The organism is Neoroseomonas rubea, assembly GCF_016106015.1.
In the GTDB taxonomy this organism is placed as follows: Bacteria; Pseudomonadota; Alphaproteobacteria; order Acetobacterales; family Acetobacteraceae; genus Neoroseomonas; species Neoroseomonas rubea.
Genome location: NZ_JACADQ010000686.1, coordinates 1 through 824, shown reverse-complemented (window position 1 = coordinate 824; position 824 = coordinate 1). Strand labels below are relative to the sequence as shown.

At 75.7% G+C, this 824-nt stretch carries 1 protein-coding gene; it reads left to right on the top strand.

Going from position 1 to position 824, the window contains the following annotated elements; genetic code table 11:
- Positions 1–52 precede the first annotated feature (52 nt).
- Complete coding sequence (locus tag HW577_RS25830; protein ID WP_198378932.1) at positions 53–814, top strand: N-acetylmuramoyl-L-alanine amidase family protein; 762 nt, start codon at positions 53–55, stop codon at positions 812–814.
- Positions 815–824 lie beyond the last annotated feature (10 nt).

Genomic DNA, 824 nt, shown 5'->3' with positions numbered 1-824 from the left:
CAGCCCCGCCACGACCGAGGACGCGCCGATGCCGACGTAGAAGACCGCCATCATGCGCGCATGGCCGAACCGGTCCGCCAGCCAACCCGCCGCCCGCGCGGGGCGGGACGTCGCGGCCGGGCAGCTCCGCCCCACGCGCGCCCTGCCGCTCGTGGTGCTCGACCCGGGCCATGGCGGGCGTGACCCCGGGGCGATCGGCACCGAGGGCACCGAGGAGAAGCGCATCGTCCTGTCGACCGCGCTCGACCTGAAGCAGAGGCTGGAAGCCGCGCGCACCTGCCGCGTGCTGCTGACCCGCACGCGCGACGTCTTCGTCCCGCTGGCCGAGCGGGTGGAGATCGCCCGTCGGCGGGAAGCCGACCTGTTCGTCTCCCTGCACGCCGATTCCGCCCCCGGCGCGCGCGGCGCCTCGGTCTACACCCTGTCGGAGACGGCCTCGGACGCCATGTCCGACGCCCTGGCGCGGCGGGAGAACCGCGCCGACCTCGCCGGCGGGCTGCGGCTTCCCTCGGTCAGCCCCGAGGTGCAACGCATCCTGATCAGCCTGATGCGGCAGGAAACGCGGGCGGGTTCGGCGCGCCTCGCCCGGCTCGCAGTGCGGGAGTTGGGGGAGGACGTGCCGCTGCTGCCCAACACGCACCGGGAAGCGGGCTTCGTGGTGCTCAAGGCGCCAGAGATTCCCTCCGCCCTGGTCGAGCTCGGCTTTCTGTCGGACCCGCGGGACGAGGCCGCGCTGCGCCGGCCCGACCATCGCGCGCGGCTCGCCGGGGCGCTGGCGCGGGCGATCGGCGGCTGGCTGGCGACGGCCGGATGAGGCGGCGCGG